The organism is Methylobacterium sp. 001424705 (genome assembly GCF_059816145.1).
In genome coordinates this window covers 68,198-83,819 of the sequence record NZ_JCBANU010000010.1, presented here as the reverse complement: position 1 = coordinate 83,819, position 15,622 = coordinate 68,198, and the positions used below count along the sequence as shown (strand labels likewise).

Here is a 15,622-nt window from a genome sequence, read left to right as displayed (position 1 = left end):
CGATCGTGGGCTCTCGGTGCGGATCGCCGCCGACCGCCATGCGGCGATCCGGCGTCCCGCCTGACGGGAACGAGGGCAGGCAGGGATCGTTCCCCGTCCCTTTGGCCGGCCCCCGGGGCCGGATGGGACCGCATCCATGCTGCACCTCCTCGTGGCCGATGGGAACGACCGGTCCGGACGGGCCGATCACGTCTCAGCCACCGGCGTCACCTCGGCGCAAGCCTATGCGGAGGTCCTGCGCCAGATCTCACCCGGGGTCGACTGCACCCTGATCACCCCGGCCGACGCCGATGCGGCTTTGTCCCCCGGGACGCGGCTCGCCGGCTTCGACGCCCTCTTCCTCACGGGATCGACGCTCCACGTCTGCGACGCGTCCGACGCCGTGCGGCGCCAGATCGACCTCGTGCGCGAAGCCCTCGGCGCCGGGCTTCCGGTCTTCGGCTCGTGCTGGGGCGTCCAGGTCGCCGCGGTGGTGGCCGGCGGCCATGCGGCCCGCAACCCGAAGGGTCCGGAATACGGATTCTCGCGCGATCTCGTGCGCACCGAGGCCGGGCGGGCGCACCCGCTCCTCGCCGGGCGGGGCGAGCGCTTCGATGCCCCCGCCATGCATCTCGACGCCGTCATCACGCCGCCGGCCCACGCCACGGTGCTGGCGGGCAACGCGGTCCTGTCGGTCCAGGCGATCGAGATCCGGCACGGGGCCGGCGTGTTCTGGGGCACGCAGTACCACCCCGAACTCGATCTCGACGCCCTGGCCGCGATGCTGCGCCTCAGCGCCGAGGACGTGGTGGAGGCGGGCGCGCTGCCCGACCGCGCGGCGGTGGAGGCCTATGCGGCGGACCTCTGCCGCATCCATGCTGACCCGGAGGGACACCGGGACCGGATCGCCCGCCACCGGCTCGGCCCCGACCTGCTGGAGCCGGCCCGCCGGCGGGCGGAGATCGGGAACTTCCTCGACCGTCTCGTCCGGCCGCGGGTCGAGGCCGCGGCCTGAGGGCTCAGACCGCGCGCAGGGCGGGAGCGCCCGGCCGCGGGCGGGCGCCGACGATGTGGAAGGCCCGCGGTCGCACGAACAGGAACGACAGGCGCGTGTGACGGATCATCCGCTCGAAGCCCAGCGGAACCAGGATCGCCACCACCGTGACGACGAGGCTCGCCCAGCCGATGTCGGTGATCGCCCCCGACCGCACGATCAGCGTGCGGGTGAGGGCCATCGGCAGGAAGAACGCGAGGTAGATCACGATCGAGCGCTGGCCGCAGGCCCGCAGCGCCGCCGTCACCGGCCCGCCGGCCCGGGACATCAGGGCCCCGATGGCGACGATCGCGAGGGCGCCGGCGCCGCTCAGGACGAGGGCGAGGCCCGGGAGGTTCGCCAGGACCGGCACGGCTGGGAAGCCCGTGGGGACGAAGACCATCGCGGTGTTGACCATGGCCCAGAGCGCCAGGCCGAGCAGCGCGGCGCGGGCGTGGCGTTGCACGAGATCGGCGAAGGTGAAGATGCGCGCGGCGAAGAGGTAGCCGACCAGGAACCAGACGTAGCGGTCGCAGAACTCGTCGATCAGTTCGAAACCGGTATGGATCGGCAGGACCTGCAGCAGTGCCGCCCCGCCGAGGAGCCAGGCCGTCGGCACCGGCCGCAGCGCCTTGGTCAGCACCGAGAACACCGCCAGCAGGTAGATGAACCACAAGGTCGAGTAGGGTTCGACCACCGCCAGGGCGAGGTGGGCGACGAAGGCGCCCGGCCCGGCTCCGTCGGTGATCGGGCCGTACTTGAAGGCCGACTGGATCAGCACCCAGAGGACGTAGAAGTAGACGAAGTGCACGAGGCGCCGGTCGAGGAACAGGCGCCAGTCGCGGTCGATGACCCGGCCGAGGAACAGGCCCGACAGCAGGAAGAAGTCCGGGATGCGGAACGGGCGCGCGAAGGCCACCACGGTGTGCAGGAAGCCCTCGCCCTCCATCGCGATTCCGGTGCCGAGCGTCGCATGCATCATGACCACGAGGATGATGCACAGGCCCTTGGCGACATCCACCCAGGCGAGCCGGGCGGCATCCCGCGGGGATCCCGCTGCGCGCTGCCCCGTTCCGTCCACCGTTCCTTCCGCCGTGCCTTGTCCCACCGCGACCGCCGCCATGATCCGCCCCCGCCCACAGGACCGCGATCCTTCGGCGCCAGGTCTTAAGGATGGCGATACGGCGAGGACCGCCCGCGGATCATGCCGAACGGAGGGTAAAGGCCGGGCCGTGACCGGCTCCGGTTTGGGCCACGCCTTGCCCGCGTGCGGCCACCCCTCGCCGCCCTCAATGCGGGTCGCGCTTGGCGCCCCGGCGGTCGCGGGTCATGCGGGTCGCGGCGTGAAAGTCGTCCGGCTTGGTGCGGACCCAGGCCAGGAACTCCGCCATCTCGGGCGCCGCCCGCAGGGCATCGACGTCGGCGAGGCGCCGGGCGATCTCGGCCTCGCTGAAGCGGGCGTGGATCGCCGAATGGCAGATCTGGTGCAGGCGCACGGTGCCGGCCCGCGCCCCGCCCTTCAGCTTCGGGGTCAGGTGGTGCAGACTCGATTTGGCATGGGGCGGGATCGGCCGCTCGCAGAGCGGGCAGATCACCGGAGACTTGGCCTGCGGACCGTGCGTCGCCGGGTCGTCGTCGCGCCAGAGTCGGGCTCGTCGTCCCAAGGGTGTCTCCCGTCGGATGCGTGCGTCAGTGGACCGCTGCCGGAACAGGCCGGCGCTGGGCGGGGTCGTTCGTTTGGAACACGGCCGCGGCCTCGCGGTCCTGGGTCCCGAGAATGGAGACGTGGTCGCCGGCGATGACCGTCAGGCGCGTGCGCGGACCGGCCTGCGCCGCCAGCCGCTCGGCATGCGCGAGGGGCACCACCGGATCGTCCCGGCCGTGGACGATGACGATCGGACCGCCCTCTGCGGCGATGCGCGCATCGGACCGGAAGGTGTCCCGAAGGAGCAGGCTGGTCGGCAGGAAGGGGAAGCGCCCGGCGACGATGGCGGAGAGGGAGTCGAAGGGCGCCTCGAGATAGAGGCCGAGATGCGGCCGGGCCTCGGCCAGGGCCACCGCCACCGCGGCCCCGAGGGAGTGGCCGTGCAGCAGCACCGGGGTTCCGGGGACCCGCGCCTGGACCATCGCGTAGGCCGCCTGTCCGTCGGCGATCAGCCCCGCCTCGCTCGGACTCCCGGTCGAGCCGGGATAGCCGCGATAGGCGATGGCGAGGACGCCCCAGCCCGCCCCGCGCCAGGGAGCGCCGGCAAAGCGCGCCGCACCGGGCTCCGGCCGCGAGCCGTTGCCGTGGAAGCTGAGCACCACGGGACAGCCCGGCTCCGGCGCGCGCCAGAACCCGAACAGCCGCTCGCCGTCGGCCGTGGGCAGGCTGATCGCCTCCGTGCCCGGGGGCGCCGGCCGGGCGGGTGCGGGCGCTCGGCTGCGGAAGGCGCCCGGATAGATCAGGTGCCGCTGGAAGACGGTCAGCAGGGTCACGGCCAGGACGGAGAGAGCGAGGATGGCGGTGGCCACGAGGGAAGCGAGAAGGCGCATGCGCTCGATGAAGGGGAAGCCGCGACCGAGCGACGACCCCGGACCGTCGTGGCGGGGCGCCGAACCGCGCCGGACCCTGGGGATGGAGGGGACACTGGGGCGTCTCCGAGAGGTAGGGCTGGACTTTGGCGTGTCACCAGCGATGTTGCGTCGCGTGAATGCTCCCGCGCCCGTCCCTCCCCGAAGCGGCCTCCGGCCCCAAAGCCGCCTCCTGACGACGCGTCACCGGTCCGCCGCGCCCGCACCGGTCCGGCGCGGCGTGGCATGAGGGACGCGTCCGGCCGCGCGGAGGGCATGGGCGGTCCCGGCCTGAGCCCGAACGCGCTCCTCATCGGGCTGATCTTCTGCGGAGTCGGCTTCGGCATCGGCGCCGGGGCGCTCGCGGGCTCGGGCGCCGCCTTCGTGTTCCTGATGTCCGGCTGGGTGCTGGGCCTGTGCCTGCACGAATACGGCCATGCCCGGGCCGCGCTGTTCTGGGGCCTGTCCCCGACCGGCGCGCTCAGCCTCGATCCCCTGCGGGCCCCCAACCCCGTGGTGACCATGCTGCTGCCGGCGCTCTTCACCATCATGGGGGGCGTGGGATTTCCGGGGGGCGTGGGATTTCCGGGCGACGTGGGATTGCCAGGCCGCGTCGGCGGTCCGCCCGAGGCCGGGTTGAGCCGGGGACGGCAATCGGCGGTGGCCGCCGCCGGCCCGGCGATGAGCGTCCTCTTCCTCGTCGTTCTCGCGCTGCTCTATGCCCTGGCCAGTCCGAAGGCCGAGACGCTGCGTGCGGTGCTCGCCGTCTCGGTGCTGTTCCAGGGCACAGCCCTGGTGCTCGGGCTGATGCCGATCCCAGGGCTCGACGGCTACGGCATCGTCCGACCCTGGCTCTCCGGCCCGCCGGCTTCGCCGCCATCCCCGCCCTGGGCCTTCGCGGACCGGATGGCCCGGCATTCGGGGCTGGTGCTGCTGGGTCTTTTCCTCGTCTCCGCCGCCTTCACCCGGCCGCTGTTCCGCGCCAGCTTGCTGTTGACGGACCTGCTCGGCATCGATCTCGCAGATGTGATCGCAGGTTTCCGGCTGGTGCGCCTGTGGTGATCCGCTCGTGCGGGGCGACCACCGCGAACGGAAGACTTGAACCCATCGTGGAATGATTTGCCGATGCGGTGTGTACGTTAACGAGCCGAGCCGTACTCTTGCGACGCATGCGGAGCCGGTGCGCGGTTCGTCTTGAATTCGGGGCGACGCACCGGCCCGTCGCGATCGTCGAGGCGGGAGGGGGGCATGCGGGACGATGCGCCGGGGCAGGGGACGCCGCCGTCGGCCTACCGCGTGTTGCTGCTGAACAATGCCGGCCGCGTCCTTCGCACCAAGTCCCTCGCGGGCTGCACCGAGGCGGAGGCGCTGGAGCGAGCACGGGCCTTCATGGACGGCCGTTCGGTCGAGCTCTGGGACGGGGGGCGCCTGATCCAGCGGCTCGAGGCACCACACGAACCGACAGCCTGAGCGGAGGAGCGCGGCCCGGGCCTGTCCGCGGCGTTCGGGTCGCGTGGGAACCGGGCTTTCGTGCTAGGTGCGCTCGGTATCCGGATCCGACGCGATCCGGCGCGGCCCGGTGGAGAGACCCTGCGATGGCCCTCAAGACGACGTTCCTGGTGCAGACCTTCGTGCTCAAGCGCAAGCGGCTCTCGCCGGGCGACCGTGAGGTGGCGGTGACGGAGAGCGGGGCCCTGAAGAAGGCCGAGGCGATGGCCGCCCGCTTTCCCGGGACGGCGGCGATCAAGGTTGTGGCCGACGACGAGACGGGGGAACTGGAGAGCGCCACGATCCTCGGCAGCTTCGGCGAGGTGCCGGACGACTTCGCCGAGAGCCTGCAGGGCTCGTGAGGCCCGACGCGTCCGGCCTCCGCACCCCCGATCAAAGTGCCCCGCGGACGCGAAAGGGCCCCGCCGCGCGGCGGAGCCCTTCTGATCGTCCCGGAGCCTGTCAGCCGTTACGGGCAGGCGTGGCGCTGACCGTCATTGCCGAGATAGGTCCCGGTGCGGCGGTCGTAGGACCGGAAGCGCTGGACGCAGTAAGCGACGTCCTCGCCGCTGGTCGCGACCTCCGGGGTGGCCTCGTAGCCCGTCGCGGCATAGCCGCCACCATAGGGCGCGTAACCGCCGTAATAGGCCGGCGCATAGCCGCCGGCGTAATAGTCGTCGCCGTAGTAGCCGCCATAGGCGCTGCCGAGGCCGTAGCCGATCCCGGCGCCGGCGAGACCCAGGCCGAGCCCGAGGCCGAGGCCGCCATAGCCGCGACGGTAGCCGTAGCCGCGCCCGGCATAGGCGCCACCCCGGTTGAACCCACCGCGGTTGAAGCCGCCGCGATCACCCCGGAAGCCGTTGCCGGCAGCGAGGCCCGCCCCGGCACCGACGGCACCGGCGCCCACGCCGATGGTCCCGCCGCGGTTGAAGCCACCCTGCGCGAGGCCGCCGCGGAACCCGCCGCCGCCGAAGTTGCCCCCGACATTGCCGCCGCGGAACCCGCCGCCCTGGGCGAGACCACCGCGGAAGCCACCGCCGCCGAAGTTGCCGCCGCGGAATCCGCCGCCACCCAGGCCGCCGCCGTGGAAGCCGCCGCCACCGCCACGGAAACCACCGCCGCCGCCGCCCGGACGTGCGTCCGCGGAGGCGGGAATCATCGAGAGGGCCCCGACCAGGGCGGCCGATGCCAGGAGTATGCGCTTCATGGGAGAACCTGTCGTTCGCATGCCGATCCCGAGGATCGAACTTCTGGTAAAGGAACGCGGGGCCTGACGATAAAGTTCGTTTCAGGCCCTGTTCCGTCTCAGTTCGTCGGGCCGGCGATTGACAAAACGGCCGCCGACCTCGAATCTGGAAGCATTCCGAGGGGAGCTCCGAGTGCGGGGGCTGAGATTGGGCGCGACGCCCTGACCCTTGAACCTGATCCGGTTCGTACCGGCGGAGGGACGGGAATTCCAAGACGCGGCGCGCATGTTCAGGCGTCGTCCCATCCGACACCGCCGTTCGCGAGTCCGGATCGTCTCCCACGCCAGGAGCGAACCCGATGAATGCACCCGTTCTTCCGAAGGATCTGCCGCAGGGGCAGGCGCCCACGGTGACCACCGGCCCGATCATGGGCTCGCGCAAGGTCTACGCGGCGGTGGCCGGGCACGACGACATCCGGGTACCGTTCCGCGAGATCACCTTGAGCGATCCGAAGGAGGCGCCGGTGCGGGTCTACGATCCGTCGGGTCCCTACACGGAGACGGATGCGGGGATCGACCTCGGGGCCGGCCTTCCGCTGGTGCGCGAGCCCTGGATCGCCCGGCGCGGCTACGCCACCGTGACCCCGCGCGCGGTCAAGCCCGAGGACAACGGCTTCGTGCCCGAGGACAAGCTCGTGGCCCCGTGTCCGGCCACCCGCGAGATCCGCAAGGCCGCGCCCGGCCAGATGGTGACGCAGTACGAGTTCGCCCGCGCCGGGATCATCACCGAGGAGATGATCTACGTCGCGCACCGCGAGAACCTGGCGCGCGAGACGATGCTGGAGGGCGCCCAGGCGGCCCTGGCCGACGGCAACAGCTTCGGCGCCGCCCTGCCTGCCTTCATCACGCCGGAATTCGTGCGCGACGAGGTGGCCCGGGGCCGCGCCATCATCCCGGCCAACATCAACCACCCCGAGGTGGAGCCGATGGCGATCGGCCGCAACTTCCTCGTGAAGATCAACGCCAACATCGGCAATTCCGCCGTGACCTCGTCCGCCGCCGAGGAGGTCGAGAAGCTGGTCTGGGCGACCCGCTGGGGCGCCGACACGGTGATGGACCTCTCGACGGGCCGCAACATCCACAACATCCGCTCGTGGATCGTGCGCAACTCGCCCGTGCCGATCGGCACGGTGCCGATCTATCAGGCTCTGGAGAAGGTCGGCGGCGACCCGCTGAAGCTCGACTGGGAGGTCTTCAAGGACACCCTGATCGAGCAGGCCGAGCAGGGCATCGACTACTTCACCATCCATGCCGGCGTGCGCCTCGCCCACGTGCCGCTCACCGCCCGCCGCGTCACCGGCATCGTCAGCCGCGGCGGTTCGATCATGGCGCGCTGGTGCCTGGCCGGGCACCGCGAATCGTTCCTCTACGAGCGCTTCGACGAGATCTGCGACATCATGCGGGCCTACGACGTGTCGTTCTCGCTCGGCGACGGCCTGCGCCCCGGCTCCATCGCGGATGCCAACGACGCGGCCCAGTTCGCCGAGCTCGAGACCCTGGGCGAACTGACCAAGATCGCCTGGGACAAGGGCTGCCAGACCATGATCGAGGGCCCCGGCCACGTGCCGATGCACAAGATCAAGGTGAACATGGAGAAGCAGCTCGTGGAGTGCGGCGAGGCGCCGTTCTACACCCTCGGCCCGCTGACCACCGACATCGCCCCCGGCTACGACCACATCACGTCGGGCATCGGCGCCGCCATGATCGGCTGGTTCGGCTGCGCCATGCTCTGCTACGTCACCCCGAAGGAGCATCTCGGCCTGCCCAACCGCGACGACGTCAAGGAAGGCGTGATCACCTACAAGATCGCGGCCCATGCCGCCGACCTCGCCAAGGGCCATCCGGCGGCGCAGCTGCGCGACGACGCCCTGTCGCGGGCCCGGTTCGACTTCCGCTGGGAGGACCAGTTCAACCTCTCCCTCGATCCCGACACCGCCCGCGCCTACCACGACGAGACCCTGCCGAAGGACGCCCACAAGGTCGCCCATTTCTGCTCGATGTGCGGCCCGAAGTTCTGCTCGATGAAGATCACGCAGGACCTGCGCGCCGAGGTGCTGGCGATGGAGGCGGCCGGCCAGGTGCTGGGCGAGGCCGCGCCCTTGAGCGCGGCCGAGCGCGAGGCCGGCATGGCGGCGAAATCGGCCGAGTTCCAGGCCGAGGGTGGCAAGCTCTACGTCGACGCGGCGGAGTAGGCCCCCGCGTCCCGGGCCGGCTGGTTTTCGCTGACCGGCCCGGGACAGGCATCGCGGGGAAGGACCGCCCGCGGTGCGTGGAATTCCAGAGGCGTGTGCGCGCGCGCGTCGTAGGCATCGGAGAGCGTGCCGATCATGACATCGGCCGCGGCATCGAAGTCGGGCGGCGTGCCCAGCGAAATCTCCCGCTCATAGTTCTCGTTCCGCCGGAGCTGCACGAAGCCCAGCCGATGAAGGGCCGCCTTCGCGGAGTCGGGCAGGACATCGCCAGACGCCTCCGGCCCCTGCGCGTACCGGCCCGACGCGGCTTCGCAGCCCATCCGCGTATCCTCGTCGAAGAAGATGCACTGCACGTAGCGCTGATCCGTCCGGACGATGCTCACGGTGAGGAACCGATCCCGGGACGTGCTGCGCGGGCCGTGCAGGTGGATGCTGCTCAGCCGCGTGACCACTTCGCAGCGATGAGCCGCGACGAAGGCGGCGCGGCCGCGAGCGTCCGAAGCGGCGTCCGAGGTCGGGACGTGGACGATCCCCGGCAGCGCCGCCGCGAACGGCCGCACCCGATTCCACGCCCGTCCGGTGGGGATCATTCCGATGGCCCTGCGTTTCCGCCCCGGGCCGGCGTGCCCGATCGCGCGGAGTGCTATCACAGGTTGCGTGGCGCGGCATCGCCCCGGCGCGGTTCTCCCCCGTCGCGTCACGCGAACAGCCCGTGCACGAACCAGCGCGCGGGCGCCTCCATCGTGGGGAAGCCCTCGCGATAGACCCAGAGGCGGCGGCCGGCCTCGTCTTCGACCACGTAGTAGTCTCGCAGCAGACCCGGCGCCCGCCACCACTCGTCGGCGATGCGCTCGGGTCCGTCCGCATGGGCGACGTGGTGCAGGCGCCGGCGCCAGCGGAAGCGGTGCGGCGGCCCGTCGGGGGCCAGCGCGATGACGTCCTCGGCCGCTTCGCCCCGGCTGAGCAGCACCAGCGGGCGCGGCGGCAGGCGCGCGCGGGCTCCCGGATCGGGTCGGCCCGCCTGGGCGGGGAGGCTCGCGCGCCACGGCTCCACGGCCTCGGCCCGCTCGGGCAGGTGGGTCTGGCGAAACCCGAGGCGCATCATCCGCCGGCCGAGGCGCTGGCGCAGGGCATCGCCCAGATGCTCGGTGCCTTCGCCCCCGCCGGGGGCCTCCATCAGGGCCGTCTGGCGTGCCGCGATCGGGCCCGTGGCGGTGACCTCGAGGCCCACCGTCTCGAAGCCGAAGCCGGCATCGAGGGCCGGGCCGAGGCGGTCGAGGCGCAGGGCGAGCAGGCGTCCGATCTGGGCCGGGCAGCGGGTCGGCAGGCTCAGGCCGAGGTCGAGGCTGCGCAGGATCCCATCGACGCGGGTCAGGGTCAGCCGTACGGCCCGGGCGCCGAGGCCGGCCGCTTCCAGCCGGGGGGCGATGCCCTCCATCAGACCCATGGCGGTGGCCACGATGGTCTCCGGCTGCCCGATCGGTTCGAGGAAGCCGCGCGCCGCCTGGAATTCGCGCGGGTCCTCGGCGTTGACCAGGGGTTCGGGCCGGTGTCCGAGGGCCTGGTCGAGGCGCAGCAGCAGGGTTTCGCCGAAGCGCCGGGCCAGCGGCGCCCGGGGCGCCGTGGCGAGGTCGCCGATCCGGCGCAGGCCGAGGCGGGCCAGGGCCTGCGCCGTGGCCCCATCGAGGCGCAGGGCCGAGACGGGCAGGGCGTGCAGGGCCTCCGCGTTGCAGCCCGGGGCCACGAGGCCGCCCCCGCCGTGGCGCGCCAAGGCGTAGGCGCAGGCCGGCGTGTCGGCGAGGGCGATCCGGGCCGGCATGTCGCCGGTCGACAGCCGCTGAGCGAGGTCTTCCACCAGCGCGGCCTCGCCGCCGAACAGGTGGCTCGCCCCCGCGATGTCGAGGAAGAACCCGTCGCCGCCCTCCGCCGGGCCGTAGGGAGCGACGACGGGCGTGTAGCGCTTGGCCCACAGGCAGAGGCGGTGCAAGGCGGCGGCATCGGCCTCCGGATCGGCCGGATGGACGGCGACCGGCGTCCCGATCCGGGCGCGGGCCCGGGCCAGGGTTTCACCGGGCACGAGGCCGAGGGCGCGGGCAGCGGAATCCACCGCCACCAGGCGCAGGCCGTTGGCCTCCATGGCGGCCACGACCATCGGGCCGCTGTCGCGGTCGCCGTCAGCCCGAGCGCTGGGCGCGCCGCTCGGGACGGACGCCGCCTGCGCCCGCCTCAGCCGCGTGACCGGCCAGTGCTCCAGCCAGACCGAAACGATGCGCGGCATGATCCCACTCCAGAAGCCAATGTCCGGTCCGCCCGTTGCGGCTCCGGTCGAGGGTCACCTGCCAGCACGGCCGCTCGATGCAGCCGAAGCGGTCGCGCAGGGCCTTGCCGGCGGCGACCCGCCAGCGTGTCGCCGCCACGTTGGGGCTCTCCGCCTCCGGCGGCCTCAGGACGAGGAGGAGCAGGTCGGTCCGGGCCGCCGCGAGGTGGAGCCGGCGGCTCTCGGCGAGGGGCAGGGCGGCATCGATGAGGCCCGCCACGGCCGCCAGCCCCTGCGCGCGCAGGGATTCCTCCAGGGCCCGGTAGGCGTCCCCGTCGCTCGCCACCTCGAACAGCAGCAGGCGGCCGGGATCGAGGCCGAGCCCGGCCAGCCCGTGCCCGTAGGGGAGGGGATGCCCCCGGCCCGCCACGAGCAGGGCCTCGCCGCGCACCCGGGCGAGGTGGCGCGCCACCAGCGCAAGGGCGAAGCCCAGCGCCGCCGGCTCGTCGCCCGCCTGCGCCGGGGCGATCTCGTGCAACTGGCCGAGGGCGAGGCCGCCCTGTGCGAGGCGCGTATCGACGTCGTGGATGCCGAGGGGCAGGGCGCCCCGGAGGACGGATGCGCCTCCGCGATCGGCCACGAGGGCGCGCAGGGCTGCCAGATCCGGGGGCGCACCCGGATTCGCGGCATCCGGATGTGGCGGATCCGCCGGCAAGGTCTCGGTCTCGGCATCGGGAGGGTCTTCAGGGCTCTGTCTCATCGGCTCCGCTCCATCCCGCTACGCTAAGAACAAAACAGGAACACACTCAATCGGTTTCCGGGGGGATTCGGAATTTCGCCTGCTCACAGGGACTTGGCCTGTGGACGGCTGTGGACGCTTGTGGACGATGGTTTCCGGGCCGGCCGATCCGCCGCGCTTGACCCTATAGCGAGGGCAGGGCAGCACTCCTCACCTGCCGCGCACAAGACGCGGATCAGCCGGGAGAACTCCATGCGTTTCGCTCGTGCCCTCGTGGTCCTGTCGGGCCTGATCACCGTCGCGGGCGGCCTCCCCGCCGCCGCGCAGACGGCGGCCCAGCCCCGGGGCGAGGCCAAGGCGCGCCGGCCCCAGGTCGTGTCGCAGCCGATCCAGGTCTACGATGCCCGCTTCGAGAACGGGGACCTGCGCATCTCCGGCAGCGTGCGCAAGCCCGGCACCGTGGTGGTGCTCGACGAGGACATCTCGATCATCGCCGACAGCCGGGGCCGCTTCGTCTTCCGCCTGCCTTACGTGCCCACCAACTGCATCGCCACCCTGAAGGCGGGCGAGGACGAGCGCGAGGCGGTCATCGCCAATTGCGGCCCCGCCGGCCAGCCCGGCCCGAAGGGCGAGACGGGGCAGAAGGGCGAAACGGGTGACAAGGGCGAGACCGGCCCCGCCGGCCCGCAGGGCGTCGCCGGCCTGCCCGGTCCCCTGGGGCCCAAGGGCGAGCCGGGTGTCAAGGGCGAGCCGGGTGCCAAGGGCGAGGTCGGACCGAAGGGGGAACCCGGCCCCAAGGGAGAGACGGGTCCGAAGGGGGACGCCGGACCGAAGGGCGAGACGGGCGCGAAGGGGCCGGCCGGCGAGCGCGGCCCGGCGGGTCAGAAGGGCGAGCCCGGTCAGGCCGCCCTGGCGGCCGCCGCACCCGCATCCCCGTTCCGGGTGGTGCGCCAGGACACCTGCCCGGCCTCGGGCTGCGCGATCACCTGCGAGGGCACCGAGATCCTCGCCTCGGCCCTCTGCCTGAAGGGCGGCAGCGCCATCGTGACGGCGGGCGCCGACGGAACCTTGAGCGCGGCCTGCCCCACCGAGAGCCAGGGCCTCGTCGGCCTCTGCGCCCGGCGCTGAGGGGACGAACGACCCGGGCGATCGCCCCTCGCCGAAACGGAGCCGTCCGGTGTAAGGACGCGCTTCGTTTCGCGCCGAAGTCGATCCCACCCGTGTCGATACCGTCCATGCTCCCTGCCCCTGCCAGCCCCGTTCCCTGCACCCGCGGGGTCGTCCGATGACCCTGGGCATCTGGGGCAAGCTCGGCGGGGCCGGCCTCGGCCTCGCCATCGGCGGTCCCCTCGGCGGCCTCGTCGGCGGGGTGGCCGGGCACTTCCTGGTCGACCGCGAGGGCGCGCTGTTCGGCACCACGCCGCGCGACGTGGTCTTCACCACCGGCCTCGTGGCCCTGGCCGCCAAGATGGCCAAATCCGACGGCGTGGTGACGCAGGCCGAGGTGGAGGCCTTCGCCAAGGTGGTGCAGGTGGACGAGCGCGCCCGGCCCGGCGTGCAGCGCCTGTTCGACCTCGCCAAGGGCACCGCGAACGGCTTCGAGGCCTATGCCCGGCAATTGGCCACCACCTTCCACGACGAGCCGGCCCTGCTGGAGGACGTGCTCGACGGCCTGTTCCACATCGCCAAGGCCGACGGCGCCATCCACGAGGCGGAGGAGCGCTACCTGCGGGCGGTGGCGGAGACCTTCGGCTACGACGAGGCCGCGTTCCGCCGCATCGCCGCCCGCCACGTCCGGCTCTCCGACGATCCCTACCTCGTCCTCGGCCTCGACCACGACGTCGACGATGCCGGGCTGAAGGCCGCCCACCGGGCCCTGGTGCGGGAGAACCATCCCGACCGGGCCATCGCGCGCGGCCTGCCGCCGGAGGCGGTGGCCATCGCCACCCGCCGGCTCGCGGCCATCAACGCCGCCTATGACCGGATCAGCGCCGAACGGGGCCTCACGTGAAACCGACGCCCGAGAGCGCCGTCGCCACCAGCGTCCACCCGTCGCCAAATCACGGCGAGCGGCGGTCCGGCCCGGTGGATCTCCTCATCCTGCACTACACCGGCATGGAAAGCGCGGCCGTCGCCCTGCAGCGCCTTGCCAACCCCGTGGCGGAGGTCTCGGCCCATTACGTGGTGCTGGAGGACGGCCGCGTGGTGCAGATGGTGCCCGAGGGGCGCCGGGCCTGGCATGCGGGCCAGGGCTCCTGGGCCGGGCTCAGCGACGTGAATTCGCGCTCCCTCGGCGTCGAGATCGTCAATGGTGGCCATGCGGGCGGCCTGCCGGCCTACCCCCCGGCACAGATCGAGGCCGTGATCGCCCTGTGCGGCGATCTCGCCAAGCGCTGGAGCCTCGCTCCGCACCGGATCCTCGCCCATTCCGACATCGCCCCCGAGCGCAAGGAGGACCCGGGCGAGCACTTCCCCTGGGAGACCCTCGCCCGCGCCGGCATCGGCCACTGGGTGCCGCCGGCCCCGATCCGCGACGGCCGCTTCTTCGCGCAGGGCGATGCCGGGCCGCCGATCGAGGCGCTGCAGGCGATGTTCGCCCTCTACGGCTACGACCTGCCGGTGAGCGCCACCTTCGATGCCCGCATGGGCGCGGTGGTGACGGCGTTCCAGCGCCACTTCCGTCCGGCCCGCATCGATGGTGTCGCCGACGCCTCGACGATCACGACCCTGCGGGATCTGATCGCGGCGCTGCCGGGACGGTAGGGGACGAGAGGGCGCGCTTCCGCTCGCGTCCTCCTGCGGAAGAGGGTGGGCGCGGAGCCTCTAGAGAGGAAGGCGCCTGCGCCAGGGCCGACGGGCACTTCGCGGGCGTGCGGCCTGCGATCCCGCTCGGGTGAGCCGGGAGATCCCGGCTCACCTCTGGGAGCCGGCTCAGGCCCGGTGCTGTACCGCCCCGCCGCCATGCCCGTGCGCCTCTTCCGTCACCGAGCCGCGGGTGCGCCATAGGCTGTAGGCGATGCCCGCGATGAGGAACACGACGGTGACCGCGAGGGAGACCCACGGCGGCACGTGGACGAGGTCGAAGGTGTCGGCGACCACGATCTTGCCGCCGATGAAGATCAGGATGAAGGCCAGCGCCGTCTTGAGATAGGCGAAGCGGTCCACCATCGCGGCCAGGGCGAAGTAGAGCGCGCGCAGGCCGAGGATCGCGAAGATGTTCGAGGTGTAGACCACGAAAGTGTCGGTGGTGATGGCGAAGATCGCCGGCACGCTGTCGACGGCGAAGATCACGTCGGCGCCGTTCACGAGAATGAGCGCCAGGGCCAGGGGCGTCAGCCAGAGGGCGGTCTTGCCGGTCTTCGGGTCGGGCTTGCGCACGACGAAGTGCTGCCCGTGCAGCTCGGGCGTGATGCGCAGGACCCGCTGCAGGAACCGGACGGCCCGGTTCTCGCGGATGTCGCCCGGCTCCTCGTCCTTCGATAGCAGCATCTTGAGGCCGGCGAAGATCAGGAAGGCGGCGAAGATCGACAGCACCCAGGCGGCCTGGTGCACGAGGGCCGCACCGAGGCCGATCATCAGCCCGCGCAGCAGGACGGCCGCGAGGATGCCCCAGACCAGGACCCGGTGCTGGGCGGCGCGGGGGATGCCGAGCGCCGTGAGGATGACGGCGATCACGAAGACGTTGTCCATCGACAGCGACTTCTCGACCACGAGGCCGGCGACGTATTCCTGGCCCGCCTGGGGCCCGAGATACCACCAGACCCAGCCGCCGAAGATCATGCCCAGGGTGAAGTAGAACAGCGTCAGGAGCAGGCTCTCCTTCACGCCGATCTCGTGGTTCTTGTCGCGATGCAGGAGTCCGAGATCGAAGGCCAGCAACCCGGCCACGAGGGCGTGAAACCCGAGCCACATCCACACGGGCTTGCCGAGCCACTCGTAAGACAGAAAATCAATCATGACGCAGGACCGTCGATGCTTCTTGAGGAGAGAAAGCATCGGCTCCGACATCACGGAACGCATCATGCAGCATCCCGCCAGAGGGGCCCGCAGCCGATGAGGCGCAGTTGGGACTCTGAACCGGGCGAATCAAGGGCATCGCGCCGTCACGCTTGACAGGGCCGACCCCCGCCGGCTT

The 15,622-nt window shown here is 72.2% G+C and carries 16 protein-coding genes and 1 riboswitch; of the genes, 8 read left to right on the top strand and 8 right to left on the bottom strand.

The window, feature by feature from the left end:
- Nucleotides 1-136: 136 nt before the first annotated feature.
- Nucleotides 137-994 (top strand): glutamine amidotransferase-related protein, encoded by an 858-nt coding sequence (locus AC6EUL_RS09915; protein ID WP_499869976.1) that lies wholly within the window; start codon nucleotides 137-139, stop codon nucleotides 992-994.
- Between the two features lie 4 nt (nucleotides 995-998).
- Here AC6EUL_RS09915 and AC6EUL_RS09910 read toward each other — a convergent pair whose 3' ends face one another.
- The 3 genes from AC6EUL_RS09910 to AC6EUL_RS09900 form a co-directional block, all read right to left on the bottom strand.
- Nucleotides 999-2,093 carry an acyltransferase family protein gene (locus AC6EUL_RS09910; protein ID WP_056379146.1) on the bottom strand — a complete coding sequence of 365 codons (1,095 nt, stop codon included), beginning with the start codon at nucleotides 2,091-2,093 and terminating at the stop codon, nucleotides 999-1,001.
- Nucleotides 2,094-2,301: 208 nt separating this feature from the next.
- The gene (locus AC6EUL_RS09905; RefSeq protein ID WP_056278054.1) at nucleotides 2,302-2,676 is read right to left on the bottom strand and encodes a hypothetical protein; all 375 of its coding nucleotides are present in this window, start codon (nucleotides 2,674-2,676) and stop codon (nucleotides 2,302-2,304) included.
- Nucleotides 2,677-2,701: 25 nt separating this feature from the next.
- A complete protein-coding gene (locus AC6EUL_RS09900) occupies nucleotides 2,702-3,547 on the bottom strand; it encodes an alpha/beta hydrolase (protein ID WP_499869975.1) in 846 nt (281 codons plus the stop codon).
- A 264-nt stretch (nucleotides 3,548-3,811) separates the two neighbouring features.
- Here AC6EUL_RS09900 and AC6EUL_RS09895 point away from each other — a divergent pair, with 264 nt between their 5' ends.
- From AC6EUL_RS09895 to AC6EUL_RS09885, 3 genes are all read left to right on the top strand, one after another.
- The gene (locus AC6EUL_RS09895; RefSeq protein WP_499869974.1) at nucleotides 3,812-4,627 is read left to right on the top strand and encodes a zinc metalloprotease; all 816 of its coding nucleotides are present in this window, start codon (nucleotides 3,812-3,814) and stop codon (nucleotides 4,625-4,627) included.
- 186 nt (nucleotides 4,628-4,813) lie between these two features.
- On the top strand, nucleotides 4,814-5,035 hold the full coding sequence (locus AC6EUL_RS09890; RefSeq protein WP_056354824.1) for a hypothetical protein: 222 nt from the start codon (nucleotides 4,814-4,816) through the stop codon (nucleotides 5,033-5,035).
- A 125-nt stretch (nucleotides 5,036-5,160) separates the two neighbouring features.
- Entirely contained in the window at nucleotides 5,161-5,415 is a 255-nt protein-coding gene (locus tag AC6EUL_RS09885; RefSeq protein WP_056354828.1) for a hypothetical protein, read from the top strand.
- A 107-nt stretch (nucleotides 5,416-5,522) separates the two neighbouring features.
- Here AC6EUL_RS09885 and AC6EUL_RS09880 read toward each other — a convergent pair whose 3' ends face one another.
- A complete protein-coding gene (locus tag AC6EUL_RS09880; protein ID WP_499869973.1) occupies nucleotides 5,523-6,260 on the bottom strand; it encodes a BA14K family protein in 738 nt (245 codons plus the stop codon).
- Between the two features lie 149 nt (nucleotides 6,261-6,409).
- A riboswitch (TPP riboswitch) is annotated at nucleotides 6,410-6,518 on the top strand.
- Nucleotides 6,519-6,598: 80 nt separating this feature from the next.
- On the opposite strand from AC6EUL_RS09880, the gene thiC reads away from it, so the two are divergent.
- A complete protein-coding gene (gene thiC, locus AC6EUL_RS09875) occupies nucleotides 6,599-8,491 on the top strand; it encodes a phosphomethylpyrimidine synthase ThiC (protein WP_056212238.1) in 1,893 nt (630 codons plus the stop codon).
- On the opposite strand, the gene AC6EUL_RS09870 is transcribed toward thiC, so the two are convergent.
- The 3 genes from AC6EUL_RS09870 to AC6EUL_RS09860 form a co-directional block, all read right to left on the bottom strand.
- Complete coding sequence (locus tag AC6EUL_RS09870; RefSeq protein ID WP_499869972.1) at nucleotides 8,470-9,081, bottom strand: TY-Chap domain-containing protein; 612 nt, start codon at nucleotides 9,079-9,081, stop codon at nucleotides 8,470-8,472. The genes thiC and AC6EUL_RS09870 overlap by 22 nt on opposite strands.
- A 107-nt stretch (nucleotides 9,082-9,188) precedes the next feature.
- Entirely contained in the window at nucleotides 9,189-10,769 is a 1,581-nt protein-coding gene (locus AC6EUL_RS09865; protein ID WP_499869971.1) for a Y-family DNA polymerase, read from the bottom strand.
- Nucleotides 10,666-11,508, bottom strand: coding sequence for an ImuA family protein (locus AC6EUL_RS09860; protein ID WP_499869970.1), 843 nt, complete (start codon nucleotides 11,506-11,508; stop codon nucleotides 10,666-10,668). Before AC6EUL_RS09860 ends, AC6EUL_RS09865 begins: the two co-directional genes overlap by 104 nt.
- Before the next feature lie 231 nt (nucleotides 11,509-11,739).
- Between AC6EUL_RS09860 and AC6EUL_RS09855 the strand changes: the two genes are divergently transcribed.
- From AC6EUL_RS09855 to AC6EUL_RS09845, 3 genes are all read left to right on the top strand, one after another.
- Nucleotides 11,740-12,615 carry a collagen-like protein gene (locus AC6EUL_RS09855; protein ID WP_499869969.1) on the top strand — a complete coding sequence of 292 codons (876 nt, stop codon included), beginning with the start codon at nucleotides 11,740-11,742 and terminating at the stop codon, nucleotides 12,613-12,615.
- A gap of 157 nt (nucleotides 12,616-12,772) precedes the next feature.
- The gene (locus tag AC6EUL_RS09850) at nucleotides 12,773-13,498 is read left to right on the top strand and encodes a molecular chaperone DjiA (protein ID WP_056212231.1); all 726 of its coding nucleotides are present in this window, start codon (nucleotides 12,773-12,775) and stop codon (nucleotides 13,496-13,498) included.
- Nucleotides 13,495-14,250 carry an N-acetylmuramoyl-L-alanine amidase gene (locus AC6EUL_RS09845; RefSeq protein WP_056212229.1) on the top strand — a complete coding sequence of 252 codons (756 nt, stop codon included), beginning with the start codon at nucleotides 13,495-13,497 and terminating at the stop codon, nucleotides 14,248-14,250. Before AC6EUL_RS09850 ends, AC6EUL_RS09845 begins: the two co-directional genes overlap by 4 nt.
- Nucleotides 14,251-14,418: 168 nt before the next feature.
- Here the strand turns inward: AC6EUL_RS09845 and AC6EUL_RS09840 are convergent, their stop codons facing one another.
- Nucleotides 14,419-15,444 carry a TerC family protein gene (locus AC6EUL_RS09840; RefSeq protein WP_499869968.1) on the bottom strand — a complete coding sequence of 342 codons (1,026 nt, stop codon included), beginning with the start codon at nucleotides 15,442-15,444 and terminating at the stop codon, nucleotides 14,419-14,421.
- Nucleotides 15,445-15,622 lie beyond the last annotated feature (178 nt).